We start from the raw sequence: 17568 nt of genomic DNA on the forward strand, positions 1-17568 counted from the left end.
ATTTTATTTTCCTTAAAATTCTCTTGTATAGTTTGGTGCTTCTTTTGTTATTGAAATATCATGAGGATGTGATTCTTGAAGTGATGCTGCTGTTATTTTAACGAAGTTTGCATCATGTCTTAATTCATCAATTGTTGCACATCCGCAGTATCCCATACCGGCACGAAGACCACCGATAAGTTGAAATACATTATCTGCTATGCTTCCTTTATAAGCAACTCTTCCTTCAACTCCTTCAGGAACAAGTTTTTTAGCTCCGCTTTGGAAGTATCTGTCTGAAGAGTTATTTGCTTGTGACATTGCTGCAACAGAACCCATTCCTCTGTATGCTTTAAATTGTCTTCCTTGATATATGATAAGTTCTCCAGGTGCTTCTTCTGTTCCTGCGAACATGCTTCCAAGCATTACAGTGCTTGCACCTGCTGCGATTGCTTTTGAAATATCACCTGAGAATTTAATACCACCGTCTGCGATTACAGGAACGCCGTATTTATCTCCAACTTCTGCACAGTCCATAACAGCTGTGATTTGAGGCACCCCGATACCTGCAACGATTCTTGTTGTACAAATTGAACCAGGACCCATACCTACTTTTACTGCATCTGCCCCTGCTTTAATTAAATCTTCTGTTGCTTCTCCTGTTGCAACGTTACCTGCGATAACTTGTAAATCAGGATAAGCGTCTTTAATTTTCTTTAACCAGTTTGATACGTTTGTAGAATGTCCGTGAGCTGTATCAAGAACAAGAACATCAACTTTAGCTTTAACTAAAGCTGCAACTCTTTCCATTGTGTCAGCAGCAGTACCTACGGCTGCGCCTGCAAGAAGTCTTCCTTGTTCGTCTTTTGCCGCATTTGGATATTGGATTTTCTTTTCAATATCTTTAATTGTAATTAAACCTTTAAGTTTATAATTTTCATCTACTATAGGAAGTTTTTCTATTCTATTTTTCTTTAAGATTTTTTCTGCTTCTTCAAGAGTTGTTCCTTCAGGTGCAGTGATTAAATTATCTTTAGTCATTGCATCTTTAATTTTCTTTTTAGGATCTCTTTCAAATCTTAAATCTCTATTTGTGATTATACCAACCAATGTTCCGCTTTCGTCTGTAATTGGAACACCTGATATTTTATATCTTGCCATTATTTCATTTGCATCTTCGATTACGTGTTCAGGTGATAGGAAGAAAGGATCTATTATAACACCATGTTCACTTCTTTTTACTTTATCTACTTCGGCTGCTTGTTGCTCTATTGTCATGTTTTTATGAATTATACCGATACCGCCTTGTCTTGCCATAGCAATAGCAAGTTTTGATTCTGTAACTGTATCCATTCCGGCACTTATTAGTGGAACGTTAAGTTTAATTTTCTTTGTTAAATATGTTGATGTGTCTACTTGTGAAGGGATAACATCGCTTTTTCTTGGTATTAATAATACATCGTCAAATGTTAATCCTTCTTTTAAAATTTTTCCCATGATAGCCTCCTTTAAAATATAAAAAAATCGAAGATATGTTTTGCCTATCTTCTAAAATGTAAACTATATTTAATTTATATATATATTAATGCAAAAATTGATTTTTGTAAACAGTAATTTTAACAAAAAATAAGAAAATATTTTCAGTTTTTCCAAATGTTTCACGTGAAACATTTACTGCTTTTATTTATCTTATTATTATATAGTATATATTTTTTATTTTTGCTATTCATATATAATAAATCATGGTTATAAAATATTTATAAATTAAGTTATATTTTAATATTACTTTGTGTCTTATATAGCTTCATCGTATGATATACAGCTAATTATTAACTAAATTTTTTTAATTTTAATTATACATTTATATATTTAATCTATAATATATATACTTTCTTATTAATTATTTTATATTAGAAAAAAATATAATCATTTTTTCATTTTAATTTCATATAATATTTATGTTTATTTCTTATAATATATAAAACATTAATGTGATATTTAATATGAACAGTTTAAATTTACTCCTTTGAAATTTAGTAATATTATGTTTCACGTGAAACAATTTTTAATATTAAATTTATTGAAGGGGTAGTTTTTCTATGTTACAATGTGTTAGTAAAAAAATATAGGAAGAAGAATGTTTATGACTAAAATTATATCATTATTTAATCAAAAAGGCGGGGTAGGGAAAACTACAACTGCCGTAAATTTATCCGCTTGTCTTACAAAAATGGGTAAAAAAGTTTTGGGAATAGACCTTGACCCTCAAAGTAATTTTACAAGCGGACTTGATATCGATAGAACAACATTGGAAAACAGTACATATGATATTATAGTAAATGAAATGGATGCAGCTGATGTTGTAATAAAAACAGAAGTTGAAAATTTGGATTTAATTCCTTCAAGCATAGATCTTGCAAGTGCAGAAATAGAAATTGCGGGAAGACCTAAAAGAGAAACAATATTAAAAAGAGGGATAAAAAGCATAGTAAATAATTATGATTATGTAATAATAGACTGTGCACCTTCTCTTGGACTTTTACCTGTAAATGCACTTTGCGCTTCAAATAGTGTTCTTATCCCAATTCAATGTGAATATTATGCACTTGAAGGGGTAAGCCAACTTATGAATACAATCAACCTTGTAAAAAAAGGTATCAATCCTAAATTAAAGGTTGAAGGGGTATTACTTACTATGTTTGATAATAGAACTAATCTTTCAATGCAGGTTGTGGAAGAAGTTAAAAGATTTTTTGGAAAAAAAGTTTATGAAACTATTATTCCAAGAAATATAAGACTTGCGGAAGCACCAAGTTATGGACAAACTATTGTTGATTATGATCCATCTTCAAAAGGATATAAAGCTTATATGCAGCTTGCAGATGAGCTTATTAAGAAAGGGGAATAAATAATATGGCAAAGAAAAAGTCAGGAGGGCTTGGAAGAGGACTTTCCGCGTTGATTCCGCAGGAAGATGTGGATGGAGTTTTTTCTGAAAATGAAGAACGAGACATAAAACATATTGACATAAATTTAATAAGAGCTAATACAAATCAGCCTAGAAAACAATTTGATAAAGAAAAAATAAACGAGCTTGCAAGCTCTATTAAAGAACATGGAATTATTCAACCTTTACTGGTTGTTAAAAAAGATGATGATTATATAATCGTTGCAGGGGAAAGAAGATACAGAGCTGCCATTGTTGCAGGTCTTAAAGAAATTCCTGTTATCGTTAAAGAATACAGCGAAAAAGAAATAAGCGAAGTTGCTTTGATTGAAAATCTTCAAAGAGAGGATTTAAATGAAATTGAAAAAGCTGTGGCTTATAATGAGCTTAAAGAAAGTTTTAATATGACTCAAGAAGATATCGCAAAAAGACTTGGAACAAGCAGGGCTTCAATTGCAAATACATTAAGACTTTTATCTTTAAGCGAAATAGTAAAAGATGCAATAAGAAATAATCTTATTTCTGCGGGGCATGCAAGAGCGATTCTTTCTGTGGAAGAAGAATACAGAGAAGAGTTTTTGGAACTTATTATAAGTAAAAAGCTTTCTGTTAGGGAAAGTGAAAAATTGGCTAAAGAATTTAAAGGTAAAGAAAAAGAAAAACCTATAAAAAAAGAAAAGAAGGAAAATCCTTATATTAAAGATTTGGAAAACAGATTATCTTTTACGTTCGGAACAAAAGTAAAATTAAAAGATAATGGAAATAATAAAGGTAGTATTGTGATAGATTATTATTCAAATGATGATTTATCAAGACTTTTAGAACTTTTTAAAATAGAGGAAAAATAAACTATGAATAATAAAGAAACAAAATATTTTGCAACAGCTATGTTAGTAAACGGACTTCAGTTATTATTATGTTTTATAATTTATCTTGTAAGTCTGATAATCGGAGTAAATAATGTAATCATTGCGGGAGTTATGCTTATAGCGGAAATGATTATATGGCTTGTATGTGGATTTAAACTTGCGGTAAGCGGTAAAATGGATAAATTCTGGAAGTTGTTTGTAGGTGCTTTTATTGCAATAGTTCCTATCTTGGTTTATACTTCCATTGCTTATGGAGTAAGTAAACTTGTGCCTACACAGTCCCAAGGCTGGACAGAGTTTTTCTTCCTTGGCGGTCCATTAATATTCTATAATAAACCAGTTACTCTTTTAATGAGTATTTTTAGAGGTCATGGTTATTTATTATTTGCGGCAAATTATGTCATTATTACTGTTTGTTACTTTATCGGTGAATTTTTCGGTTTTGTAATTAATGGCGGTAAAAGAATGATGAATAATAAAAAAAGTGCTAAGGCAAGCAAAAAAGAAAAAACACCAAAAGTTAAAGAAAAAAAGTTAAGCAGAAAAGAAAAGAAACAATTAAAGAAAGAACAAAAGAAAAATAAAGAATTATCTATTGAAGAAGATGATAATGAAGAAGAAGCTAAAGACTCTTTAGATACAGAAAAAGAATATGTCAATACAGAAAACGAAAATAAAAGCGCTGAAGAATTAAAAGAAAAAAACGAAGTTGTTGAAGAAGAAACAAACGTAAATGTATTAACAGAAAAAATTACTCCTGAAATTGAAGAAAAAGAAGACAGATTGGCAGAGGAAATTGTAAATAATATTTTAAAGGAGAATTTAAAAGAGCAAAGAGCAAAACAAAATAAAGAAAATGAATAATCTTTGCTATTTAACAAAATAGATTATGCTTACATGGATAGATATTTTAATTGTCGGTATTATATTGGTATGTATGATATGGGGGACATTTAGAGGGCTTGTTAAAAGTATATTTTCCATAATAACAATTATATGCAGTTTTATTGTAGCAAAAGTTTTTGCAGGAACATTAAGCATTTGGCTTATTAATAATACAAGAATAGAAGATACAATTCATACTTTTTTAAGAGTAAATAATGTTATTCCGGAAAGTGTGTCAAATAGTGTAGAGCAGGGAAGTGCTAATGTAACAGATTGGTTTGCGGGTTTGAACATAGGAGATATTCCATCATCGATAATTCATTTTTTTGAAAATCTATGGAATAGTGGTTCAAACACTGTAAGCTCGGGAGGTAATATGGCAGTAGATGCGCTTACCGCATCAATTGTTTCATTTATATCTTTTGTAGGTATTTTAATTTTGGCTTACGTAGTGTTATCTTTGATAGTTGAAATTTTAAATCTTGCAACAAAACTTCCTGTTATAAGAACATTTAATAAACTCGGTGGAGCATTGTTTGGAATTGTTAAAGGGCTTATAATAAACTTAATACTAATAAGTATTATATTTGTCATAGCGATATTCTTAAAAGATTCATCTCTTAATGTTGCACTGAGAGATTCGATGTTTGCAAGTTATTTTTATATAGGATATATATTGTTTTAAGAGGTTATTATGGAAGAAAAATATTATGCGGATGATATTGTGGTTATGAAAAAAGGTCATCCATGCGGTGTAAATGAATGGAAAATAATAAGAATAGGGCTTGATGTCAAGCTTGAATGCATGGGATGTGGAAGAATAATTACAATTCAAAGAAATAAATTTAATAAAAGTGTAAAGAACAAAAAATAAAAGGATATCGATTGATATCCTTTTTATTTTAGTGTTGTTGTTTTTTCTTTAATGTAATTGCAGTTGTAATTCCAATAATTGAAATCATAAATGTAATTACAAATAATGTCATATTTGAATTGTCACTTGTTTGTGGTGAAAGAGTTCCTGCATTATCATTTGTATTATTATCTGTTGATGTAGAACCTGAGCTGCTTGAAGAATCATCTTTATCTGTTGGAGGTGTTGTGATATTACCACCTGTATTTAGGTTTTCATCATTTATAATAACGTTATTTCCTGAACTATTAATTACTTTAACATTTTCTGGTATAGAAAGTTTTGTGTTTTCAGGAACAGCTAGAAGTTCAATTTCATCACCTGATTTTAAATTATTAATTGCTTCATTAAAATCTTCTTCTCCAATTACTGTTTTATTGCCAATTTTTGCACTATATTCACTGTTTACCTTAACATTATCACCAAGTTTTTGAAGGAAAGTTCCACCTGTTATTTCAATTTTATTTGTTCCTGTTGAATCAACAGTACCATTTATAGTTCCTTTTTGAATGATAACTTTACCTTCTTCTGTACTAGATACGTTACCGTTAATATCAGTACCATTAATTGTAATTACAGGTGATTGAGAATCATATCCTGCACTTGTATAATTTGATGCTAAAACTTCACCGTTTATTGTTCCTCCGTTTAGAGCCATTTTACCGCCGTTTGTAGCATTAATATTACCATTTATTGTTCCGTTTTCAAGAATAACATTTCCACCGTCGTAACCGCCCCATTTGTCAGAATCAAATGCCATTCCTCCTGCAGCTGCAGTTATTTCACTGCCACCGGTTATTGTTGTTGAACCATTGTTATTTGAAACGATATATTGTGTTAAATTGTCAGTTCCTGATAATTTAACATTATCAATAGTTAAGTCGCAATAATTTTGAATTAATAGTTTTGCTGTTTCTGATGTTATAGCACCATTTTGAATTTTAACTGTTGAGCCTTTTAATAATTGAAGACCATTTGTTTCAGTACCTGTTGAACCTACAGTGTCTGTAATATCCCATGTAAAATTATTTAAATCGAATGTTATGTTTTGATTTTCATTTACTTTTACACCGGAACCCGTAAAATTGTCGTTAAATGTAATTACTGCATTAGTATTGTCCTTTGGAACAGCTGCCACCGCTTCTGCCACAGTATCATAATTTTTTTTGCTGTCTCCAATTTGGAGTGTTACTGCATCTGTTGCTGCGAATACATTTGAAAATAAAGAACATATGATAGCAATAATCGCAAAAACAGATATAATTTTTTTGCTTTGTTTTTTCATTAGTTTCTCCTTTTTATTTTATAATTATTTTTACAACAACTTATATATAGTATATATTATTAACTATATATTTTCAAGGGAAACCTTTATTTATAATATTATTAAAGAAATGTTTCACGTGAAACATTTTTATATTAAGTTTAGTGTTTTTAATATAAAAAGCCACATAGTCAAAGTGAACGAGCTTAATAGTGTTGTTATCATAACGGTTGAAGATGATAAAATGCCTTCATGCCCCATATTCTTTGCCATAATAAATGAGCTGACTGTTGTAGCACTTCCAAGCATAACAAGTATTGTAACAAGATAATCATTTCTGTATCCCATATAAACGCCGAGGGGTAAAAATAAAGCACAAAATACTATTAACTTAAGAACAGCACATATGATTGTAGGTTTTATTTCTCCAACTGCCTTTTTAAAATCAAAACTTGCACCTATGGATATAAGACCAAGCGGAGTTGCAAGATTTGCCAAGTTTTTTAATGTATTATCCATTATTACGGGTTTTGAAAGTCCGGATAAAGACCATAAGATTCCAAATAAAATACCTAAAATTATAGGATTTTTTAGTATATCTATAAAGGTAGACTTTATAACTTTTCCATCAAGTTTTTCTTTATTTGGTTTGAATATTGAAAGTATTATAACAGCGGCAACATTATAAAGAGGAACTGCGCCTATAATCATTAAAGGGGAGGCTCCTATGTTTCCGTAAATGTTTTGTACAAATGCTATTCCGATAATTGATGCAGAGCTTCTGTATGAACCTTGAATAAATTCTCCCTGTATATTTTTGTTTTTTAAGAATAAAGATATAACATAGGATATCAAAATTGAAATAAAAGTAGCTATAAAGCAGAATAAAACAAATTTTGTATCCCAAAGTTCAATAAAATCAACACTGCTTACATCTTCAAATAAAAGTATTGGAAGAGCAATAGAAAATACTATTTTATTTAAGCCCTTATTAAATTCTTCATTTATTATATTTATCTTTTTTAAAAACATACCCACAATCATAATAAGGAAAATAGGTATTGTCGCGTTTAAACTGAAAATCAAACTGTTCATAATAACACCTCAAAGAAAATTTTAACACATTATTTTTTTCTTCAAGAACATTTTTATTATGTATTTGTTTTCAAATTAAACAATGATACATATTTAGTGATTAAATAATATTTAAAGTAATTAATATATTATTTTTAAGGGGAAAAGTTATTACTTTAAATGTTATAAGTATTTTGAAATAGTAATAAAGCACTGTTATGTAATATTACAAAATATATTAAGGTATAATAAAAAAAAGAGATACAATATTGTATCTCTTTTTTATTTGATTATTATACTGTAATTTTCTTTTCTTGGTTTTGCTTCTTTTATTTCGCCCTTTGAGTAACCAAGAGATAAAGCTCCTATCCCAACTAAATCATCACTTAAATTCCATTCTTTTAAAAGAGCTTTTCCTTCATCTGTATTAAACATTTCGTATTCTCTGTTTATCCAGCAAGTTGAAAGGCCCAAAGAATGAGCAGCAAGCATCATATTTTCAAGTGCACAAGTACCGTCTTGAACATGCGTTCTTGCATTTTTGTCAGCTAAAACTATTATTACTGTTGGAGCATCATAATAAGGATTTGAATCACTTCCCATAATCTCTGCATTCATTTTTGCAAGTTTTGTTAAAGTATCTTTGTTTTGTACGGCCACGATAACAGGAGATTGTTTGCCCATTCCAGAAGGTGCATATTCACCTGATTTTAAAATAAGCTCAAGTGCTTTGTCACTTATTTGTGTATCCTTATAACTTCTTACGCTTCTTCTTGAAAGAATATTTTCAATAACCTGGTTTGACATATAAATCCCTCCTAAACGTCTGTTATTATATATATTTTAATACAAATAATTAATATATACAATATTTAAGAATAAATAAGGATATATGTAATTTGTATTAGTAACGTTTTTCAACTTCTTCAATAAACATTAGAGTAAATACTATAATAAGTCCTATTACTGAAAATAATACGGCTTTTGTGAAAAATATCTTTGTTAAAAGACTTCCAATAATAGCACCTAAAATAAAGAAACATATTATTCCATAATATTGAATGCTATTTCTTAATAACTGTTTGTTTTTGGTTTGTTTGTATTTGTATAAATTTTCTGTTGCACTTCTTAAATTTCCTGTGCACATTGTTGTTGCATATGCATTGCCGTTTACTTTTCTAAAGCCCTCTACCTGCAAAGAGCATACAAAGGATATTAATATGTTACATAAAGTGTCTAAATTTCCGGAAGGAATAAATCCTACAATTAAAAGAGTTATAATTTCAATTAAAATAATTATTTGTCTCCAATGTATGTTGTCGTTGTATTTATGTCTTTTCTTTATCATTTCTGCTGCAAGTATTCCGATAAAAAACGCGAATATAGGAAGGAAATAGAATCCAACCATTTGAAGATTTCCTTTTGATACATTTATTCCAAGCAAAACTATATTTCCTGTTTGGGCGTTTGCAAAAACACCTCCTCTTGAAATATAAGTATATGCATCTAGGAAACCTCCAACAATTGCCAAAATCATTCCCAGCCTATAGGTTTCGGACATTTGTTTCTTTTCTGTCATTTTATTGTCTTCCTTAGTTTATTTGTGATAGGTTTCATTGTTTATTATTTTAAAACTTCTATATATTTGTTCAAGTAACATTATTCTAAATAGCTGGTGGGGGAAAGTCATTTTGGAAAAGGAGATTTTTTTATCTGCCTTTTTAAGTACGCTGTCGCTTATTCCAAGGCTTCCGCCGATAATAAAGGTTATGTTGCTTTTGCCTGTTATTGATAAATTTTCTATTTGCTTTGAAAATTCTTCTGATGATAATTGTTTTCCTTTAATATCCATTGCAATAACAAAAGAGTTTTTAGGAATTTTTGAAATAATTTTTTCGCCTTCTTTTTCTTTTGCAATATTATCGAGAGAGTCATTACCGGTTAGTTTCTCATCCGGAAGTTGAATTAAATTTAACTTTACAAATCTTGAAAGTCTTTTTGAATATTCATTCTCAGCCATAACCCAATATTTTTCTTTTAATTTACCTACACATATTATATTAATATTCATCTTTTTTCTTCCAAAGTATTTTTATTAATGTATAAATTTCATTTTCTTTACTGCATATTTTAATGTTTGTATATTTTTGCCCGTCTTCTATCGTATCTTTTGAATATACAATAGGTTTATCATTTATAGTAATTTGTTTTTTATATGTAACTTGGATTTTATAAGGTAGATAATTACTTAAAACATCTTCATCTACATAGTCTAAGAAATATGAAAAATATAAAGCATTGTTTACGTGATTGTTAGTATCTAAATCGCAGTGTCTTATTTGAAGAGGTTTATATTCTACATTATTAAATAGTTCGTCATCAATTTTATCAACATCAAAGCCTCTTCCTTTTTCTATATCTTCAATGTCATAAACATTTGCTATTTCTTTTGTTACTTTTCTTATTTTAAAAGTATCTTTTTCAACGAACAGCCATCTTGTTTTTGCTTCTATTAGAATTTTTCCATTTTCATCTTTTAACAAAAATATTCTGTTACCATAGAATTTATTAAATGAATAAGGATATGTTTCAACTGTTATATTATCGCCTATTTTACCAAAGTGGTATATGTTCATATCATAATTTAAAAGTATCCAAGTAAGGTCACTTGTTCTGTCTATGCCAAGTGTTTCATCTTGTTTTAAAAATATATCTTGAAACCACCTTGCAGCTTCCATAGGTTTTAGTCTGTTAAAATTATCAACGTTTGAAAACTTTATTCTATGCTTTTCCGTTATATATGATTTTAAATTCTGCACTTTATCACCTGCTTATAATATTTTTTTATATTATACTACCAAAAATATAATTTTCAAATAATCCTTCAAATGTATCATATATATTTTTTTCTTGACAAAGGTATATGCGGTGATATAATGATTTTGTTAAAACGTCTTGCATCCTTGGTAATAACCTAAAAGAAGGAGTGAGAACGGAGGTAAATATGAATAATAAATTATTTAAAGACACAAAATCTTTTACATTTTTAAGCATAATGCTTGCTTTAACTATTTTTTTCACTTATACGGTCGGAATGATTCCTACGGGGATGGCTTCGATGGCAGTTCTTGCATTTTTCCCAACAGTTTTAACTTCACTTATATATGGTCCTAAGACGGGTGCATTTATGGGTATTTTAGCGGGAATTGTTGCTATGTCAAAAAATATCATAATGCCATCAGGATTACTTTCTCCTTATTTTATTAATCCTCTTGTATCAGTTTTCCCAAGAATGTTTATAGGAATTATACCTTATTATGTATACAGACTTTTGGATAAAATAATAAAACAAAAAGATATAGTAGCCTTTATATCAGGAATGATGGGTGCTGTTACAAATACAGCTTTTGCAATGAGTATGCTTTATCTTGTTTATGCAAAAGATATAATAGCTGTTACGGGAAAAGCTTTTAAAGTTGTTTTGCTTGGAATTATTACTTCTTCTTCTGTAATAGAAGCTATAATAATGGGTATTGCAACTTTTGCTGTTTTAAAAATTTATTTAATGAAAAAAAATACAATTGCGGCAAATATAAAAAAAGATATATAAAATTTATATATAATTATAAAAAGAAAGAAGGATAATATAATGGGTAGCTTATTTAAAGATACGAAGCAGTTTACATTTATGAGCATAATGTTTGGAATAACAATATTTTTTACTTATACTGCAGGAATGATTCCTGCAGGTATGGCTTCCGTTGCAATACTTTGTTTTATTCCAACTGTTCTTACATCTCTTATTTATGGAATAAAAGCTGGTGCATTTATGGGGGCGCTTGCTGGTCTTGTTACTCTTTCAAGAGCAATTATCGCTCCTGCGGGAATACTTGATCCATACTTTATAAATCCACTTGTATCAGTTCTTCCAAGAATTTTTATAGGTATTGTTCCGTATTTTATATATAAGATTGTAAAAATATTAACAAAATCAAAGGCTTTAAGCTTTTTCTTTTCCGGTGCCTTTGGGGCAATAATAAATACAGCACTTGTTATGCCAATGTTATATTTAATTTATGGTACAGAAATTGCCAAAGCAGTAGGAACTAGTTTCAAAGTTCTTTTGATTGGTATTATTACATCTTCCATGTTGTTGGAAGCATTTGTAATGGGAATATTTACTGTTGCAATAATGATGGTATATATAAAGAAAAATCCAAATATAAAAGTAGAAAAATAGGAGAGAAAAATGATTTTAGTTATTGATGTAGGCAATACCACTACACAACTTGGTATTTTTAAAAATGATAAGTTAATACATGAGTTTAGATATATTACAAAGCAAGATAGAACAAGTGATGAAATAGGAACTCTTATAATAACATTCTTTTCTCATTTTGGTATTAATATAAAAGATTTTCAAGGAGCAATTATTTCAAGTGTTGTTCCTGATGTAAATTATCATTTAGTTAATGCAATAAAAAAATATTTATGTGTTACTCCTATGATTGTTGGTAGCGGAATTAAAACAGGTATTAACGTAAGAACAGATAACCCAAAAGAAGTAGGTGCAGACAGAATCGTAGATGCAGCGGCAGCTTATAATATATATAAATGTCCTGTTATAGTGGTAAACTTTGGAACTGCAACAAGATATGATTATGTAAATAAAGATGGAGTATTTTCTTATGCGGTAACATCTCCCGGTATTCAAATATCAGCCGATGCACTTTGGAAACAAGCTGCAAAACTTCCTAAGATAGAAATAAAAAAACCAGATAGTATACTTGCAAGCAATACTATAACAAGTATGCAGGCAGGTCTTGTATACGGATATATCGGACAAGTTGAATATGTTATAAGAAAAATGAAAGAAGAATTAAACGAAGAGGGAATAAAAGTCGTAGCATGTGGAGGATATGGAAAAATAATTTATCCTGAAACAAATGTTATAGACGATTTTGACCCATTACTTACATTAAAAGGATTAAAGATTATATATGACAAAAACAAAAAATAATTATTTTAGCAAACTTTTTAAACAAAATAAAGGAATATTAGCTCCAATGGCAGGTGTAACAAACCTGCCTTATCGTATTTTTATGAAGGAAATGGGCTGTAGAATATTTGTAAGCGAAATGGTAAGCGCTAAAGGAATATTTTACGGAAGTAAAAACACATTTCCTTTAATGGAAACAAATGAAATCGAGCATAGGGATTGTGCCTGTGGAATTCAAATATTCGGAAGCGACCCTGAAATTATGGGTAAGATAACAAATGAACATTTGAATGATACAGAGTTTGACTTTATAGATATAAATATGGGCTGTCCTATGAAGAAAATCGTAAATAATGGGGACGGTTCTGCGCTTTTAAAAGATCTTGTAAAAGCAAGAGAGGTTACTGAGGCTGTTAAGAAAAACTCAACTAAACCCTTAAGCGTAAAAGTAAGACTTGGCTTTAATGAAAAATATATACTCGATATTATAAAAGCTGTAGAAGACGGCGGAGCAGATATGATTACCGTACACGGAAGAACAAGGGAGCAGGTATTCACCGGAGAAGTTGATTATGATGAAATTAAAAAAGCAAAAGAGAATGCAGATGTTCCTATAGTAGTAAACGGTGATTTGGATAACTACCTTAAAGCAAAGGAAAAAATGGATTATACAAAAACAGATGCCGTAATGATAGGAAGAGGGGCAAATTATGATCCGTTTATTTTTTCTCAGTTTAACGAACTTATTGAAGGTAAGGAAGTTAGCGTATATAATAATCAAGATAAAATAAATGCAGCAAGAAAACATTTTGAAATTCATATGAAATACTCAACTGCAAAGAAAAGCGTTGTGGAATTTAGAAAATATTTATATTGGTATATAAAAGGAATAAAAAACAGTGCCAAAATACGAAACAGCATAAATAACATTTTTGAACAAGAACAAGTATATGAAGTATTTGACAGAATAGACGATATATTAAAAGAAGGAGAATAAAAATATGAAAAGCATGACGGGCTTTGGAAGAGGTGAATATAGAAGTGAAAACCTTGTAATTGATGTTGAAATAAAAACAATCAATCATCGTTACAGAGATTTTAATATAAGACTTCCAAGAAGATATTCAGCCTTTGAAGAAAAAATCAGAAACCTTATAAGTGAAAAAGTAAACAGAGGAAGAATAGATGTATTTATAAAGACTGAAAAATTTGGAAGTGAAGATGTATCTCTTCATTATGATAAAGAGCTTGCAGGGGAATATTATCAAATATTAAATCAAATAAAAAATGATTTCCCTGGGGTAAATGATGATATATCAATCATAAACATTGCAAGATATCCTGATGTAATAAAAGCAGAAGAAGCAGAAATTGACCTTGAGGAACAATGGAAATACTTTGAAAGTACCATAAAAGAAGCAGTAGATACACTTGTTGAAAGCAGAAGTGCAGAAGGTGAAGCATTAAAGAAAGATTTCGTAAAAAGAATTAATATTATCGATGAACAAAAAGAAACAATATCAAAACTTGCTCACGAAATCCCAGAAAATTATGCAAAAGAATTAAATGACCATATAGAAAAATATAAAATAGGCGTTATTGATTCTGATAGGATAGCAACTGAAATTGCACTTTATGCAGAAAGAGTAAACATAACAGAAGAACTTGTAAGACTTTCAAACCATTTAAAATCTTTCCTTTCAATAATAGAAAAAAAAGAACCTATTGGAAGAAAGCTTGATTTTCTTTTACAGGAAATTAACAGAGAAGCAAACACAATTGCATCAAAATCAAACAGCTTTGAAATAAGTACTGCAGTTGTTGAAATAAAAAGCGAGCTAGAAAAAATAAGAGAACAAGTTCAAAATATAGAATAGTAGGAGAAGAAAATGAGAGGAAACTTATTTGTAATATCAGGTCCTTCAGGAAGTGGCAAAAGTACAATATGTTCACTTCTTGAAAAAGAAGATAAAATAAAGATATCAATTTCAGCAACAACAAGAGATAAAAGAACAGGTGAAGTTGACGGAGTAAATTATTTCTTTCTTACAAAAGAAGAATTTGAAAAAAAGATAAAGGAAAATGCTTTTTACGAATATGCCAATGTATTTAATAATTACTACGGTACTTTAAAAGCAAAAGTTGATGAAATGCTCGATGAAGGATATCATGTAATACTTGAAATTGATGTTCAAGGAGCAATGCAGATAAAAGAACAAAATAGTGAAGCAAAGTTAATCTTTATAATGCCTCCAAGCGAAGAAGAGCTTATAAACAGACTTACAGGAAGAAACACTGAAAGTGAAGAACAGCTTAAACTTAGAATAGGCACGGCAAAAAAAGAGATATCATATAAAGATAAATACGATTATGTTGTAGTAAATGATAATCTTGAAAAAGCCGTAGAAGAAATAAAAGAAATAATTTTAAAATAAAATCGACAAAATAGTCGGTTTTTTTGTATAATAAAATAAAAAAAGGAAGAAAGCAAATGGAATATAAAATCAGCCCATCTCTTATGTGTATGGATTTACTTAATATCGAAAAGCAAATAAAAATACTAAATAAATATGTATATTCATATCATGTTGACATAATAGACGGAGTATACTTCAAGAATTTTTCTTTTACACCCCCTTTTATGAAGGCTATACGAACTATTACAGATAAAAAGTTAGATGCACATGTAATGTTAATAGATCCATTTTATTATTTAGAAGAAATGGTTGAAAGCGGGGCAGACTGTGTAAGTATTCACAGCGAGAAACTTATAAACGAAGCATTTAGAACAGCAAAATTTCTTCATGATAGAAATAAAGATTTTGGGGTAGTGTTAAGTCCCGAAGCAAAAGCAAGTGATTTGGAAAAATATATTGAAAAGGTAGATAAAGTTACTGTAATGAGCGAAGAACCTGGGTTTGCCGGAGGAGAGTTTATTTCTGGAAGTCTTGATACAATAAAAGAACTTGTTAAAATTAGAGAAGAAAAGAAATTAAACTTTTTGATTGAAGTTGATGGAGTAGTAAATAAAGATCATTTTAGAGAATATAAAGATGCGGGAGTTGATATTTATATAGTAGGAAACAGAGGATTATTTTCTCTTGATGATGATTTGGAAAAAGCAGTAAATATAACCCTTGAACAAATAGCAAAAGCATAAAAAGAACGGTACTACCGTTCTTTTTTAATGTCCCGCAGGTTTTCTATAAAGTAGATCATGTTCTTTATATGTATCCCCGTATATAAATATAGCTAAAGTTATTAAAAGAGGAATAATAGCAAGCCATATTGATTTTTCAACAAGAAAACTACAAGCAAATGTTAATATAAATCCACCTATTACAAAGAAGAATAACATACATAAATGAGTTAAGCATTTATTTAACAATGTATAGTCTTTTTTCCTTATGATTCTTGACATCGCTATTCCTATTTGTCTTAAATGATTAGTGCAAAAAGTTGTGGACATTGGAATGCCTTCAGCTTGTCTGAATGTATTATACTGCATTGAAGCAATAAAATTAATGGATAACTGTACTATTTGATTTGGAAGTGTAAGAGGAATAAGCCCCATGATAAAAAGAACAATTATTTCAAAAGCGATAAGATACGTATCCCATCGTAAAAATCCCAGTTTTTTTATTGGAGAGGGGAGAGATTCTGATATGAAAGCTCCGAGAAAGTAAGCAGTTATTGGAATTAAAAAATAAAAACCGTGTGATATGTTTCCTTTTCCAAATGCGATTGCCATCATTACAAAGTTTGCTGTTTGTGCATTACAAAACACACCGCCTCTTAGATTAAAAGTATATGCTCCCATCATTCCTGCACTGCACATCAAAAGCAAATATACCAGTTTCGATTCACAAAAAAGGTATTTTGAATTATTTTTTTCTTTATTCATATTCTTACCTCAAAACATGTTATGTTTTATAGTATAGAACAGTAGCAATAAAACTTCAAGTGTTAAAGAAATATGATTATTTCCTGGGTAATAAAAAGAAGAGTCATATATATGACTCTTCTTTTGGGTAAAATTATATATTAAAAGTAAAAATGATAGATATCTACATAATGTTATATTTTATTAAAATATCTTTAGCTACCAAGTATCTGCTTACTCTTTCATTCATTGCTTGTTTTTCTATATATTTATGTGCCTGTTCTTCATTAAGCTTTTCATTTTCCATTAAAATAAGTTTTGCTCTATCAACAATTTTAATTTCTTCTATTTTGTTTCTTAACTTTTCATTCTCTTTTTTAAGATTTAAAAGTCTGTTTTTAAGTGCCATTTGCATTTTAAAAGCTTGATAAAACATAGGCTTTATAATTGGTTTTTGAAGTACAAAAACCCCTGCAAATTCAACATCAGCGCTTATTTGTTCAACAATTTCGCTTTTTACCATTAAAATTGTTCCTATATTGAGCCTTGCAAAATCAAGGCTAAGTTGAGTTCCTGTTTCTTCTTTTAAAGGAGTATTTATAATTGCAACAGCTACTTCGTTGTTTGTTACATATCTTCTTGCCTTTGAAGCAGAGGATGTCGTGATTATTTGAACATTATGATATTCTTTTAATAGTTGACATAAAGTATCTTTTGCTTTTTCGCTATATGAAACTATCAATACTTTATCCAAA

General features: G+C 29.4%; 21 protein-coding genes. 12 read left to right on the forward strand and 9 right to left on the reverse strand.

The features are described from left to right. Positions 1 to 12 precede the first annotated feature (12 nt). Positions 13 to 1476 (reverse strand): IMP dehydrogenase, encoded by a 1464-nt coding sequence (gene guaB, locus FGQ49_RS00130; RefSeq protein ID WP_138267886.1) that lies wholly within the window; start codon positions 1474 to 1476, stop codon positions 13 to 15. 646 nt (positions 1477 to 2122) lie between these two features. On the opposite strand from guaB, the gene FGQ49_RS00135 reads away from it, so the two are divergent. The 5 genes from FGQ49_RS00135 to FGQ49_RS00155 are packed head-to-tail and all read left to right on the forward strand — an operon-like array spanning position 2123 to position 5554. After that, positions 2123 to 2887: a ParA family protein gene (locus FGQ49_RS00135; RefSeq protein WP_138267887.1), complete on the forward strand. Its 765-nt coding sequence runs from the start codon at positions 2123 to 2125 to the stop codon at positions 2885 to 2887. Positions 2888 to 2892: 5 nt separating this feature from the next. After that, positions 2893 to 3774, forward strand: coding sequence for a ParB/RepB/Spo0J family partition protein (locus tag FGQ49_RS00140; protein WP_138267888.1), 882 nt, complete (start codon positions 2893 to 2895; stop codon positions 3772 to 3774). A gap of 3 nt (positions 3775 to 3777) precedes the next feature. Next, positions 3778 to 4659 (forward strand): hypothetical protein, encoded by an 882-nt coding sequence (locus FGQ49_RS00145; protein WP_138267889.1) that lies wholly within the window; start codon positions 3778 to 3780, stop codon positions 4657 to 4659. A gap of 25 nt (positions 4660 to 4684) precedes the next feature. Beyond that, positions 4685 to 5365, forward strand: coding sequence for a CvpA family protein (locus FGQ49_RS00150; RefSeq protein ID WP_138267890.1), 681 nt, complete (start codon positions 4685 to 4687; stop codon positions 5363 to 5365). 9 nt (positions 5366 to 5374) lie between these two features. Then, positions 5375 to 5554: a DUF951 domain-containing protein gene (locus FGQ49_RS00155; protein WP_138267891.1), complete on the forward strand. Its 180-nt coding sequence runs from the start codon at positions 5375 to 5377 to the stop codon at positions 5552 to 5554. Between the two features lie 28 nt (positions 5555 to 5582). Here FGQ49_RS00155 and FGQ49_RS00160 read toward each other — a convergent pair whose 3' ends face one another. The 6 genes from FGQ49_RS00160 to FGQ49_RS00185 all read right to left on the reverse strand — a co-directional run bounded on the left by FGQ49_RS00160 (position 5583) and on the right by FGQ49_RS00185 (position 10750). Then, complete coding sequence (locus FGQ49_RS00160) at positions 5583 to 6878, reverse strand: hypothetical protein (RefSeq protein WP_138267892.1); 1296 nt, start codon at positions 6876 to 6878, stop codon at positions 5583 to 5585. Between the two features lie 129 nt (positions 6879 to 7007). Next, on the reverse strand, positions 7008 to 7952 hold the full coding sequence (locus FGQ49_RS00165; RefSeq protein ID WP_138267893.1) for an AEC family transporter: 945 nt from the start codon (positions 7950 to 7952) through the stop codon (positions 7008 to 7010). Positions 7953 to 8213: 261 nt separating this feature from the next. Then, positions 8214 to 8738, reverse strand: coding sequence for a nitroreductase family protein (locus FGQ49_RS00170; RefSeq protein ID WP_138267894.1), 525 nt, complete (start codon positions 8736 to 8738; stop codon positions 8214 to 8216). Positions 8739 to 8835: 97 nt separating this feature from the next. Further along, the gene (locus FGQ49_RS00175) at positions 8836 to 9510 is read right to left on the reverse strand and encodes a YoaK family protein (protein ID WP_138267895.1); all 675 of its coding nucleotides are present in this window, start codon (positions 9508 to 9510) and stop codon (positions 8836 to 8838) included. A gap of 18 nt (positions 9511 to 9528) precedes the next feature. Further along, positions 9529 to 10002 carry a 23S rRNA (pseudouridine(1915)-N(3))-methyltransferase RlmH gene (rlmH, locus tag FGQ49_RS00180; protein ID WP_138267896.1) on the reverse strand — a complete coding sequence of 158 codons (474 nt, stop codon included), beginning with the start codon at positions 10000 to 10002 and terminating at the stop codon, positions 9529 to 9531. Continuing rightward, positions 9992 to 10750, reverse strand: coding sequence for an acyl-[acyl-carrier-protein] thioesterase (locus FGQ49_RS00185; protein WP_138267897.1), 759 nt, complete (start codon positions 10748 to 10750; stop codon positions 9992 to 9994). Before FGQ49_RS00185 ends, rlmH begins: the two co-directional genes overlap by 11 nt. 185 nt (positions 10751 to 10935) lie before the next feature. Between FGQ49_RS00185 and FGQ49_RS00190 the strand changes: the two genes are divergently transcribed. Genes FGQ49_RS00190 through FGQ49_RS00220 form a run of 7 tightly spaced genes read left to right on the forward strand, consistent with a single transcriptional unit; the run spans position 10936 to position 16090 of the window. Further along, positions 10936 to 11541, forward strand: a complete 606-nt coding sequence (locus FGQ49_RS00190) for an ECF transporter S component (protein ID WP_138267898.1) — start codon at positions 10936 to 10938, stop codon at positions 11539 to 11541. Between the two features lie 39 nt (positions 11542 to 11580). Then, positions 11581 to 12171 carry an ECF transporter S component gene (locus FGQ49_RS00195; RefSeq protein ID WP_138267899.1) on the forward strand — a complete coding sequence of 197 codons (591 nt, stop codon included), beginning with the start codon at positions 11581 to 11583 and terminating at the stop codon, positions 12169 to 12171. A 9-nt stretch (positions 12172 to 12180) separates the two neighbouring features. After that, positions 12181 to 12951, forward strand: coding sequence for a type III pantothenate kinase (locus FGQ49_RS00200; protein WP_138267900.1), 771 nt, complete (start codon positions 12181 to 12183; stop codon positions 12949 to 12951). Beyond that, positions 12932 to 13927 carry a tRNA dihydrouridine synthase gene (locus tag FGQ49_RS00205; protein WP_138267901.1) on the forward strand — a complete coding sequence of 332 codons (996 nt, stop codon included), beginning with the start codon at positions 12932 to 12934 and terminating at the stop codon, positions 13925 to 13927. The genes FGQ49_RS00200 and FGQ49_RS00205 overlap by 20 nt, the downstream gene beginning before the upstream one ends. A gap of 4 nt (positions 13928 to 13931) precedes the next feature. Next, positions 13932 to 14807, forward strand: coding sequence for a YicC/YloC family endoribonuclease (locus FGQ49_RS00210; RefSeq protein ID WP_138267902.1), 876 nt, complete (start codon positions 13932 to 13934; stop codon positions 14805 to 14807). Positions 14808 to 14819: 12 nt separating this feature from the next. Next, on the forward strand, positions 14820 to 15365 hold the full coding sequence (gene gmk / locus FGQ49_RS00215) for a guanylate kinase (RefSeq protein ID WP_138267903.1): 546 nt from the start codon (positions 14820 to 14822) through the stop codon (positions 15363 to 15365). Positions 15366 to 15421: 56 nt separating this feature from the next. Further along, on the forward strand, positions 15422 to 16090 hold the full coding sequence (locus FGQ49_RS00220) for an allulose-6-phosphate 3-epimerase (protein WP_138267904.1): 669 nt from the start codon (positions 15422 to 15424) through the stop codon (positions 16088 to 16090). A 24-nt stretch (positions 16091 to 16114) separates the two neighbouring features. Here FGQ49_RS00220 and FGQ49_RS00225 read toward each other — a convergent pair whose 3' ends face one another. Together FGQ49_RS00225 and FGQ49_RS00230 are read right to left on the reverse strand one after the other, a co-directional pair. Beyond that, complete coding sequence (locus tag FGQ49_RS00225; RefSeq protein WP_138267905.1) at positions 16115 to 16834, reverse strand: YoaK family protein; 720 nt, start codon at positions 16832 to 16834, stop codon at positions 16115 to 16117. Positions 16835 to 16997: 163 nt separating this feature from the next. Then, complete coding sequence (locus FGQ49_RS00230; protein WP_138267906.1) at positions 16998 to 17567, reverse strand: ANTAR domain-containing response regulator; 570 nt, start codon at positions 17565 to 17567, stop codon at positions 16998 to 17000. Position 17568 lies beyond the last annotated feature (1 nt).

This window comes from Anaerofustis stercorihominis, assembly GCF_005844425.1.
GTDB lineage: Bacteria > Bacillota > Clostridia > Eubacteriales > Anaerofustaceae > Anaerofustis > Anaerofustis butyriciformans.

Excerpts from the sequence above, each read along its gene's own strand:
- guaB (WP_138267886.1), bottom strand. The coding sequence starts at position 1,476 with ATGGGAAAAATTTTAAAAGAAGGATTAACATTTGACGATGTATTATTA.
- FGQ49_RS00220 (WP_138267904.1), top strand. The coding sequence starts at position 15,422 with ATGGAATATAAAATCAGCCCATCTCTTATGTGTATGGATTTACTTAAT.
- FGQ49_RS00195 (WP_138267899.1), top strand. The coding sequence starts at position 11,581 with ATGGGTAGCTTATTTAAAGATACGAAGCAGTTTACATTTATGAGCATA.
- FGQ49_RS00155 (WP_138267891.1), top strand. The coding sequence starts at position 5,375 with ATGGAAGAAAAATATTATGCGGATGATATTGTGGTTATGAAAAAAGGT.
- FGQ49_RS00175 (WP_138267895.1), bottom strand. The coding sequence starts at position 9,510 with ATGACAGAAAAGAAACAAATGTCCGAAACCTATAGGCTGGGAATGATT.
- FGQ49_RS00165 (WP_138267893.1), bottom strand. The coding sequence starts at position 7,952 with ATGAACAGTTTGATTTTCAGTTTAAACGCGACAATACCTATTTTCCTT.
- FGQ49_RS00160 (WP_138267892.1), bottom strand. The coding sequence starts at position 6,878 with ATGAAAAAACAAAGCAAAAAAATTATATCTGTTTTTGCGATTATTGCT.
- FGQ49_RS00225 (WP_138267905.1), bottom strand. The coding sequence starts at position 16,834 with ATGAATAAAGAAAAAAATAATTCAAAATACCTTTTTTGTGAATCGAAA.
- FGQ49_RS00190 (WP_138267898.1), top strand. The coding sequence starts at position 10,936 with ATGAATAATAAATTATTTAAAGACACAAAATCTTTTACATTTTTAAGC.
- FGQ49_RS00170 (WP_138267894.1), bottom strand. The coding sequence starts at position 8,738 with ATGTCAAACCAGGTTATTGAAAATATTCTTTCAAGAAGAAGCGTAAGA.
- FGQ49_RS00140 (WP_138267888.1), top strand. The coding sequence starts at position 2,893 with ATGGCAAAGAAAAAGTCAGGAGGGCTTGGAAGAGGACTTTCCGCGTTG.
- FGQ49_RS00205 (WP_138267901.1), top strand. The coding sequence starts at position 12,932 with ATGACAAAAACAAAAAATAATTATTTTAGCAAACTTTTTAAACAAAAT.
- FGQ49_RS00145 (WP_138267889.1), top strand. The coding sequence starts at position 3,778 with ATGAATAATAAAGAAACAAAATATTTTGCAACAGCTATGTTAGTAAAC.
- FGQ49_RS00135 (WP_138267887.1), top strand. The coding sequence starts at position 2,123 with ATGACTAAAATTATATCATTATTTAATCAAAAAGGCGGGGTAGGGAAA.
- gmk (WP_138267903.1), top strand. The coding sequence starts at position 14,820 with ATGAGAGGAAACTTATTTGTAATATCAGGTCCTTCAGGAAGTGGCAAA.
- FGQ49_RS00210 (WP_138267902.1), top strand. The coding sequence starts at position 13,932 with ATGAAAAGCATGACGGGCTTTGGAAGAGGTGAATATAGAAGTGAAAAC.
- FGQ49_RS00150 (WP_138267890.1), top strand. The coding sequence starts at position 4,685 with ATGCTTACATGGATAGATATTTTAATTGTCGGTATTATATTGGTATGT.
- FGQ49_RS00200 (WP_138267900.1), top strand. The coding sequence starts at position 12,181 with ATGATTTTAGTTATTGATGTAGGCAATACCACTACACAACTTGGTATT.
- rlmH (WP_138267896.1), bottom strand. The coding sequence starts at position 10,002 with ATGAATATTAATATAATATGTGTAGGTAAATTAAAAGAAAAATATTGG.